Genomic DNA, 9,716 nt, shown 5'->3' with positions numbered 1-9,716 from the left:
ATCCTCGACGGCGCAGATCTCTCGAAGGCGGTCCCCGCCGGCGTGATCGGCATGATGCTGAACTGTGGTCAGACGTGCACCGCGCTGACCCGCATGATCGTGCCGCGCAGCGCCCAGGACGAGGTCGTCGACCTCGCGGTGAACACGCTCGCTTCACTGTCGATGGGTGACCCGACCAGCGACGACAACTTCCTCGGTCCGGTCGTGTCGGCATCACAGAAGTCGACCGTGCAGGACTACATCCGCACCGGCATCGACGAAGGAGCCCGGCTGGTCGCTGGAGGTCCGGACGACCCCTCGGGCTACGACACCGGCTTCTACGTGCAGCCGACGATCTTCGCCGACGTCGCGAACTCGATGGTGATCGCCCAGGAGGAGATCTTCGGTCCGGTTCTCTGCATCGTGCCGGTCGACAGCGAGGAGGAAGCGATCGCCGTGGCGAACGACTCGCCGTACGGGCTGTCCGGCGCGGTGTGGGCGGACTCCGACGACCACGCCGTCGCCGTCGCCCGACAGATCCAGACCGGTCAGGTGATGGTCAACGGCGGCCGGTTCAATGCCCTGGCCCCGTTCGGCGGATACAAGACGTCGGGGAATGGTCGCGAACTCGGCCGCTCCGGACTCGACGAGTTCCTCGAGAAGAAGGCGATCCAGCTTCCGGCCTGACGGCCGAGGTGTGGAGTTTTGACATGGACGTCTTCGAAGCGATGAGCACGTGCCGAGCGATGCGCTACCTCGAGTCGGACCCGGTCGACGACGAACTGATCGAACGGGTGATCACCGCCGCGACGTGGGCGCCCAGTCCCGGCAACTCGCAGGGCCGCGATTTCGTCGTCGTCACCGACCCCGACAAGAAGCGGATCATCGGCGAGGCGGTCGACGCGGTGATGGGCGATCGCGTCGCAGCGATGGATCGTCCCGATCGCACCCATCGACTCATGCTCGACGGCACCGCACACCTGATCGAGACGTTGAAGTCGTGCCCGGTGTTGATCTTCGTCTGCGGGAAGGCGATCTACCCGTACGGGGCTCCCCGTGACTCGTTCGTGTGGTCGGCGATCTATCCGGCGGCGCAGAATCTGATCATCGCAGCGCGATCGCTCGGTCTCGGCACCGTGTTCACCACCTTCCAGGGCGTCGCCGAACCCGTGATCCGCGACACGCTCGACATCCCCGACGACGTGCACATCGGGTGCATGATCCCGATGGGGTGGCCCGCACGCAACTTCGGCCCGCTGACCCGCGAGCCCTACGAGAACGTCGTCCACCGCGATGGCTGGCAGGGCGACCTGCGAGCCTGATTCGAAGAAGGGAACCACCAATGTCCGAGCGCATCACCGGTGACCACTATCTGGTCACCGACGACGAGAAGCAGTCCTTCGCCGACAACGGGTACGTCCACCTGGAGGGGTTGCTCACCGCCGACGAGGTCGACGAGATCGAGACGGTGTACGACCGGTTCCTTCGACGCGAGATCGACGTGCCGGGCAAGGACTACTGCGACATGGCCGGCGACTACGGACGCCGCCCCGAGGACTTCTCGATCATCAACGTGATGCTCCCGCGCCGCTATCACCCGGCGTGGCGCAACAACGTGTTCGAACGTCGGGCCGCGTCGGTCACCGCGCAACTGCACGGCGACGGGATGGTGATCGACTACGACCAACTCCTCGCCAAACAGCCGTTCAAGGACGACGCCGTGTTCGCGTGGCACCAGGACATGGCGTACTGGCCCGACACGCCCGACACCCGCACGGCGACGCTGTGGCTGGCGGTCGACGACTCGACCGTCGAGAACGGGTGCATGCGGTTCGTTCCGTCGACGGTCGGTGAAGCGACATTGCGACCGCACGCGCCGCAGTTCGGCGACCGGGGCGAATCGCACGCGCTGGGCACCGATCTCCTGCCGACCGACGAGCCGGTCACCGTGCCGATCCGTCGAGGCGACGTGACCGTGCACAACGAACGCGTGATGCACGGATCCGGCGGGAACACGACCGACGGCTTCCGCCGGGCCTACATCCTCGCGTTCCGGCCCGAGTCGACCGTGCAGATCGAGCGCGAACTCGGATTCACGCACAGCCACAACGACGATGACGCCGTCCTCGACGGTGTCGGCGTCGACGGCCAGACACGCTGACCGGTCGCCACGATGCTGTCCGCTTGACCTTCCCGCGCCGAGCGGTGACACTGCTCACCAGCGCCGCGGGGGTGCGGCTGCGGATGAAGGGGGACAGATGATCCAGCACACGGTCACGTTCAGGTTTGCCGAGGATGCGCAGGTCGACGCGTTCTGGACGCGCGTCGACGAACTCCGGGAGATTCCGGGCGTGCAGCGGTTCGCCGTGCTCCGCCAGGTCGGAAGCAAGAACGACTTCACGCACGGGTTGTCGATGTACTTCGAATCCGACGTCGAATACGCCGCGTACAACGATCACCCCGTCCACGTCGCGTTCGTCGCGGAGGCGTGGCTCCCCAACGTCGCCGACTTCCTCGAACTCGACTACGTGGTCGACGATCGATGACCAAACCGACCGCGTTCTCGTCGCCCGGAGCGTCCAACCGCTCGAACGAGGTCCGCGACATGTACGCGGCGCTGCTCCAGGGCGAGCTCTCGGGAGAGGAAGCACTCGCAGCCAGCGAGCAGATGCTGAAGATCCTGATGGACTCGATGACGAATGCCGTGTTCTGGAAGGACCTCGACTCGCGATTCGTCGGCTGCAATCAGGCGTTCTCCGACTTTGCCGGATTCGAGCCGGCGCTCCTCCTCGGCAAGAGCGACCGCGACATGCCGTGGGCCGACGATGGTGAGTTCAGTTCCGAGTGGTTCATCGACTGGGACCGTGCGGTGATGGAGAGTGGCGAGCCGAAGTTCGGAATTCTCGAACGCCTGCGTCGGGCGGACGGCGTGGTCACCTGGATCGAGACCAACAAGGTCCCGCTGCGCGACCTCAACGGCGAGATCATCGGGCTGCTCGGTGCGTTCAAGGACGTCACGGACGTCCATCTCGCCCAGGAGGAGCTGAAGCGCACACTCGACGACCTCGATGCACGCGTGCAGCGTCGCACCGCCGAGATCGAACGCGCCAACGAGGCGCTGCGGCGTGAGGTCGACGATCGCATCCGGTCGCAGGCCCAGGAGCGACAGCAGCGCACCTACGCGGAGACACTGCGCGACACCGCCGCCGCGATGTCGCAGACGTTCGATCTGGAATCGGTGACCGAGCAGGCGCTCGGCGGAGTCGAACGGCTCGTGTCGAACGATCTCGCAGGGATCCTGCTCGCGTCGAACGACGGCAGTCTGGAGTTGACTCGGCACATGGCCGGGTTCGGCTACCTCGACCAGGCGATCGACGTCGATTCGGCAGAGCTCGCGGACTTGACGGTCATCCGTCGACTGATCGACGAGCGCGGACCGGTCATCGTCAACGATCCACGGACGGCACTCGGGCCGGCGGGCTGTGTGCTCGGCGCACGGATGCGCGTCGCCGACCAACTGGTCGGTTACCTGATCGTCGAGAGCGCGACGCCCGGCTTCTACACCGCCGACCACGGGGAGCGGCTCGGTGCCGTGGCCGACCTGGCCGGTGCGGTGCTGTCCAACGCCAGGCTCGCTCAACGGGTGTCCGAGCTCGCGGCTGCCGAGGAGCGCCAACGGCTCGCGCGGGATCTGCACGACGCGGTGAATCAGTCGCTGTGGACCGCGGCGCTGAGCGCCGAGTCGCTCTTGAGCGATGTCGAGGAGGATTCCGATCTCCACCAGCGGATCGACCGTCTGCGGCAGCTGACGCGCGGCGCGCTGTCGGAGATGCGTGAGTTGCTGCTCGAGCTGCGACCCTCCGAGCTGGCCGAGGTCCAGCTCCGCGATCTGATCGAGCACCTGCTCAACGCCCTGGAGGGGCGACGCCGGATCGAGGTCACCGCCGAGCTGCAACGGGTGCAGCTCGACCCGGCAGTCAACATCGCCCTGTACCGGATCGCGCAACAGGCATTGAGCAACATGGCGCAGCACTCGAACGCGTCTGAACTCGACGTCCGCCTGACCACCGGTCCGCCGGTCGTCCTCAGGGTGGCGGACAACGGGGACGGATTCGACGCGGACAACGTGCCGAGTGGACATCTCGGGTTGCAGATCATGCGCGAGCGGGCGGACGCGATCGGCGCCAGGCTCGAGGTCGAGAGCGACTCCGATGGCACGACGGTGACGGTGACGGTGACGCAGTGAGCGGTCCGCTGATGACGCGACGGGTGCTGGTGGTCGATGACCACGACCTGCTGCGCGAGGGTGTGACGTCGGTACTGGCGAGCTTCGCGGATCTCGACCTCGTCGGCGAGGCGCACAGTGGTGAAGCGGCGATCGCCGCCGTCGCCGAGCTCGAACCCGACGTGGTCGTGATGGACCTGGTGATGCCGGGGATCGGCGGGATCGAGGCGATCCGACGGCTCCGGGCGTCCCACCCCACGCTCGGCATCCTCGCCCTGTCGAGCTTCTCGGACGGTGCGCGCGTCCGTGAGGCGATCGAGGCGGGAGCGACGGGGTATCTGATCAAGTCGGTCGACGCCACGTCGCTCGCCCAGGCGGTACGGAGTGCAGCGGAGGGAACCGCGACGTTCTCCCCCGAGGTCACCCTCGCACTCGTCGGCGGTCTGCCGTCGTCGAGCCTCTCGAGCCTGACGTCGCGAGAGCTCGAGATCGCGGAACTGTTGGCATCGGGGATGACCAACGCGCAGATCGCCGACACGCTGTTCCTCAGCGTCTTCACGGTCAAGAACCACGTGAGCAGCATCTTGATGAAGCTCGGCGTGCGGACCCGCACGGAGGCGGCAGCGGCGTTGTTGTCGCGCGACTAGTTCTTTCGGCCCCCCTCCAACGCGCTAGTCGGATTGGGTCTGCCGCCTCTGTTGCCGGACTCCCCAACATCTTTATCTTGCTCGTGGGGGTATTGGGAACGTGACAGAGACCACACCGGCGGGCGCGAGCAAGGTCAAGCTCGGCTTGTTCGACATGACACCGCGCCAAGTCGTACTGATGCGACGGGTTCCGATCGTCGTCGTGTCGATACTGATCGGATTCGCTGTGATCTGGGTGTTGTTCCTCGCCGATCGGTCGTGGACGACTCAAACCTCGGCCGGCTCCGCGATCGCCGAGCCCGGTGAGTTCGTCGTCACGTTCCTCGACGGGCTGACCTTCGCCGGTCTGCTCTTCGTCGTCGCCAGTGGATTCACTCTGATCTTCGGGCTGATGCGCACGGTCAACATGGCCCACGGAGCGTTCTTCCTGCTCGCGGCATACATCGCCATCTCGGTCCAGCAGAAGATGATCGGCAAGTCGCGCAACATCGACGCGTCCGAGGTGAGCATGTTCGACTGGTTCGCACCGCTGCTCGTGGGAGCGACCGTCGCGGCCGTGGTCGGCGTGGTGATGCAGCAGTTCTTCCTGCGGTGGAACCAAGGCCAGGACCTGCGTCAGGCGATCATCACGATTGCGGTCACGGTGATCCTCGCCGACCAGATGCTGTTTCAGTACGGCGGCCTGGCCAAGACGATGACGTGGCCGGGCGACGTGGTCCACTTCTTCGAGATCTTCGGTCAGCGGTACGCGTCGAGCCGACTGTTCATGCTCGCGATCTCACTCGTCGTCGCCGTGGCACTGTGGGTGTGGCTGAACCGCACCCGGATGGGCATGGTGATCCGCGCCGGCGTCGACGACCAGGAGATGGTGCGCGCGCTCGGCATCAACATCACGCTCGTGTTCGGGATCACGTTCTTCGTGGGCTCGTTCCTCGCCGGGATGGGTGGTGTGATGGGCGCTTCGTTCTCCGGAGTCGCGCTCGGGACCGACGGGCAGTGGCTGTTGAACTCCCTGATCGTCGTCATCATCGGCGGCCTTGGCTCCATCAAGGGGGCCGTCGCCGGATCGCTGCTCTACGGGATGGTGACCGCGTTCTCGCCGGCGTACCTGCCGTCGGATTACACGTTCTATTCGATCATCTTCACGTTCGTGATCTTGGCGGTCGTCCTCGCTGTACGACCCAACGGTCTGTTCGGAAGGACGGAATGATGCCGACCAACAGCCGTACCCTCGCCGTCGCGATCGCGTTCGTGGCGCTCGTCCTGCTCCCGCTGATCGGCAGTGACTTCTTCATCGACTTCGTGATGACGCGGACTCTGATGCTCGGCCTCGCCGCATCGACGATCGTTTTCCTGTCGGCCTACGGCGGGATGGACTCGCTCGCCCAGTGGCTGATCTTCGGCGTCGCCGGCTTCGCAATCGGCAACCTCGTGGCCGAGAGCGGTCGTGGGCTCAAGTTCGGGTGGGAGCCCTGGCTCGCGGCGCCGATCGCACTCGCCGTGGCGACGTTCCTCGCGCTGATTCTCGGGACCCTGTCGGCGCGCTCGACCGGGATCTACTTCCTGATGCTCACGCTCACGTACGCCGTGATCGGGTTCTACTTCTTCGGCCAGGTCACCACCTTCTCCGGCTTCGGCGGCATGACCGGCATCGACCCGCCCGACTTCTTCAGCGGCGAGCCCAAGCGGCTGTACTACGCGGCGCTGGTCCTGTCGGGGCTGGCGTATGTCGCCTTCCGGCTGATCGCTCGGACCCCGTTCGGGATGGCGCTCCAGGGTGTCCGCGACGACCCGGTGCGGATGGAGTCGCTCGGGTTCAACGTGCAGCTCCACCGCACGCTCGCCTTCACGCTCGCTGGCTTCGTGGCCGGAATCGCCGGGGTCCTCAACATCTGGTGGAACGGTCAGATCGACCCCACCTCGATCGGGATCAACCCGACGCTCGACCTGTTCATCATCGCCGTCATCGGTGGCATCGTGCACCTCGAAGGGGCGTGGCTCGGGGCGTTCGTGTTCCTCGGAGCGAACATCTACCTGCGGGACATTCCGGGGCTCGGGAGCATCGGTGGAGTGATCCACGATCGCATTCTCGCCGAGGAACGGTTCAACACCGTCGTCGGTCTGATCCTCCTGATCATCATGCTCACGTCGCCCGACGGGTTGGCAGGAATGATCGCCCGAGTTCGGGATCGACTGCGTGGCAAGAAACCCGACGACGACGACCACCTCATCGACATCGGATACCAACCGACGTCGCACACACCGCTCGGCTGACCCCGATCGGCACGCAGATTCGCAATACCAACCAACACCAACATGGGGGAATATGTCATGAGAGCCACAACCACGAAGCGGGCGTTCAGTGCCCTGGTCGGCCTTGCGCTGGTCGCCACCGCGTGCGGGAGCGACGACGACAGCGCCGATGGCGACACCGAGTCGACCGAGGCCGAGGAGGCCGAGACCGATGTGACCGAAGCCGTCGAGGAGGCCGAAACCGAGGTCACGGAGGCAGTCGAGGAAGCCGAAACCGATGACACCGAAGCGGCCGAGGAAGCCGAGAGCGACGCGAGCGGGGCCGCCGATGGCGACGGCGTCAAGCTCGGCATCCTCGCGGAGTGCGAAGGTCCGTTCGGTGGCTTCTACGAGGACAACGTGGCCGGCGCCACGCTGGCACTCGTCGAGGGCGCTGGCGCGACCGTCAACTCGACCACGACAGCTCTCGACGGGTTCGACGGTGCCGAAGTCGCCGGCACCTCGATCGAACTCGTCGGCATCGGCTGCGGCGATGACACCCCTGACCGTGCGATCCAAGAAATCCGCACGCTGGTCGAGCAGAACGGCGCCAACGTCGTCATCGGCCCGCTGTCGGGCGACGAAGGAACCGCGGTGGCCAACTACGCGTTGGACAACCCCGAGGTGACCTTCATCAACGGAATCGCCGGTGCTCAGGAGACGACGCTCCACGTGCAGGCTCCGAACTTCTTCCGCTACACCGGTGACGGCGCCCAGTGGAACGCAGGCATCGGTGACATCCTGGTCAACGAGGCCGGTTGGGAGACCGCTGCCGTCATCGCTGACGACTACGGCTTCGGCTGGACGTCGGCAGCCGGCTTCACCGCCGACTTCTGCGCAGCCGGCGGCGACGTCGTCACGCAGGTGTTCCCACCGCTCGGCACGACCGACTACTCGTCGTTCGTCCAGCAGCTGCCGGATCCCGATGAGGTCGACGGCTACTTCTGGGTCGTCGGTGGTACCGGCACCAACGCCGCACTCGAAGCGTTCCTGAACGCCAAGGGCGACCTGACCGGTGACCAGCACGCAGGCAACCTGTTCTTCAGCCCCGCACTCGCTGAAGCGCTCGGCACCGACATCGGTGGCGCCTGGGTCGGCGGGTTCGCCTCGCTGCCCGGTGACATTCAGACTCCGGAGATCGAGGCCTACCTCGCGAGCGCAGACGAGACGTGGGAATCGCTCGCCTCGGGCGCAGGTGGCGGCGAAGTCGGTCCTGCTTCGGTCGCGACCGGCTTCGGCTTCGGTTATGGCTACTACGCCGCCGGCGTCGCACTGGTTGCAGCCCTCGAAGAGGTCGGCGGCGACATCAGCGACGGTCAAGCTGCGCTGCAGGAATCTCTTGCGGGTCTCGAGCTCGACCTGCCGTACGGATCGGTGACCCTGGACGAGAACAACCAGGCGATCGTCGACACGTTCGTCGCTCAGCTCGTCGTGAACGACGACGGCGAAGTCGTGCAGGAGTCGAAGTACATCGTGCCGGGCGTCGACCAGACCTTCGGTGGTACGTACTCCAGCGAGACCCCGCCGCCGGAGCGTGACAACACGCCGTGCGAGGAAAAGGAACTGCCCTGGCAGGGCAACGAGATCCCCGTCGTCGATGGGGTCCCCCAGAGCTGATCGGCTCCGGAGAAACCTGAGGCACAGACCATGACCCCGAACGCCACCACGCCGGCCGACCCGTCGGCACCTCCCCTCCTCCGACTGGAGTCGGTCGCGGTGGCGTTCGGGGGTCTGCTCGCTCTGGGGGGCATCGACCTCGATGTCGCCCAGGGCGAACGCCTCGCCGTGCTCGGCCCGAATGGCGCCGGCAAGACCACGTTGTTCAACGCGATCGCGGGTGACATCACGCCGACCAAGGGGAGCGTGACCATCAAGGGCATCGACTGCACGGCGCTGCCATCGCGGCTGCGTCCGCAGCTGGGCGTTGCTCGCACGTATCAGAAGACCCGGTTGTTCGGCGGCCTGACCGTCGAGGACAACCTCTACCTGGCGCAAGCCGGAAAGCGCGGCCGACATCTGTCGCTCCGACGCAACAAACTCGATGCCGAGATGCGAACCCGTGCCCGCGAGGCGGGAGCACAGGTGTGGCTCGGCAAACAACTCGACGAGAAGGTCAGTGACCTCTCGCACGGCCAGCAGCGCCAGCTCGAAATCGGTGTGGCGCTGGTGACCGACCCCGACCTGATCATGCTCGACGAACCGGCCTCGGGCCTGTCCCGCGGTGAACGCGAGCGGTTGATCGATCTCCTCGAAGCATTACCTCGTGAGTCCACGCTGCTGCTGATCGAACACGACATGGACGTCGCACTCAAGGTCTCGGACCGGGTGGTGGTCATGGCGGACGGAGAAACCGTCGCCGTCGGCACGCCCGAGGAGATCCGCTCGAATCCGTTGGTCCACGCGATCTACCTGGGAGAGGCGGGCTGATGGGCGACACCCTGCTCGACGTCGAAGGCCTCTGCGCCGGATATGGGCATTCGATGATCCTCGAGGATCTCACGTTCTCGATGAGCACCGAGGCGGTGTCGATCGTCGGACGCAACGGCATGGGCAAGACCACGCTGTGCAAGACG

10 protein-coding genes are annotated in these 9,716 nt (G+C 65.8%); all 10 read left to right on the top strand.

From position 1 onward, the window contains the following. Positions 1–666 (top strand): aldehyde dehydrogenase family protein (locus WBV89_RS16990; RefSeq protein WP_423982528.1); only part of this gene is annotated, 666 nt, incomplete at its 5' end. A gap of 23 nt (positions 667–689) precedes the next feature. Continuing rightward, positions 690–1,301: a nitroreductase family protein gene (locus tag WBV89_RS16985; RefSeq protein WP_423982527.1), complete on the top strand. Its 612-nt coding sequence runs from the start codon at positions 690–692 to the stop codon at positions 1,299–1,301. A 20-nt stretch (positions 1,302–1,321) separates the two neighbouring features. Further along, complete coding sequence (locus WBV89_RS16980) at positions 1,322–2,140, top strand: phytanoyl-CoA dioxygenase family protein (protein WP_423982526.1); 819 nt, start codon at positions 1,322–1,324, stop codon at positions 2,138–2,140. 97 nt (positions 2,141–2,237) lie between these two features. Then, complete coding sequence (locus WBV89_RS16975) at positions 2,238–2,525, top strand: Dabb family protein (RefSeq protein ID WP_423982525.1); 288 nt, start codon at positions 2,238–2,240, stop codon at positions 2,523–2,525. Further along, positions 2,522–4,225, top strand: a complete 1,704-nt coding sequence (locus WBV89_RS16970; RefSeq protein WP_423982524.1) for a PAS domain-containing protein — start codon at positions 2,522–2,524, stop codon at positions 4,223–4,225. Before WBV89_RS16975 ends, WBV89_RS16970 begins: the two co-directional genes overlap by 4 nt. Further along, positions 4,222–4,851: a response regulator gene (locus WBV89_RS16965; protein WP_423982523.1), complete on the top strand. Its 630-nt coding sequence runs from the start codon at positions 4,222–4,224 to the stop codon at positions 4,849–4,851. Before WBV89_RS16970 ends, WBV89_RS16965 begins: the two co-directional genes overlap by 4 nt. A gap of 100 nt (positions 4,852–4,951) precedes the next feature. Beyond that, on the top strand, positions 4,952–6,061 hold the full coding sequence (locus tag WBV89_RS16960; RefSeq protein ID WP_423982522.1) for a branched-chain amino acid ABC transporter permease: 1,110 nt from the start codon (positions 4,952–4,954) through the stop codon (positions 6,059–6,061). Beyond that, positions 6,061–7,125: a branched-chain amino acid ABC transporter permease gene (locus tag WBV89_RS16955; RefSeq protein ID WP_423982521.1), complete on the top strand. Its 1,065-nt coding sequence runs from the start codon at positions 6,061–6,063 to the stop codon at positions 7,123–7,125. Before WBV89_RS16960 ends, WBV89_RS16955 begins: the two co-directional genes overlap by 1 nt. A 57-nt stretch (positions 7,126–7,182) precedes the next feature. Further along, positions 7,183–8,760, top strand: a complete 1,578-nt coding sequence (locus WBV89_RS16950) for an ABC transporter substrate-binding protein (protein WP_423982520.1) — start codon at positions 7,183–7,185, stop codon at positions 8,758–8,760. 30 nt (positions 8,761–8,790) lie between these two features. Further along, the gene (locus WBV89_RS16945) at positions 8,791–9,570 is read left to right on the top strand and encodes an ABC transporter ATP-binding protein (protein WP_423982519.1); all 780 of its coding nucleotides are present in this window, start codon (positions 8,791–8,793) and stop codon (positions 9,568–9,570) included. The last annotated feature ends 146 nt before the right edge of the window (positions 9,571–9,716 follow it).

The sequence above is a fragment of the Ilumatobacter sp. genome, assembly GCF_049588435.1.
Taxonomy (GTDB): Bacteria; Actinomycetota; Acidimicrobiia; order Acidimicrobiales; family Ilumatobacteraceae; genus Ilumatobacter_A.
This window is presented reverse-complemented; position numbering and strand designations above follow the sequence as displayed.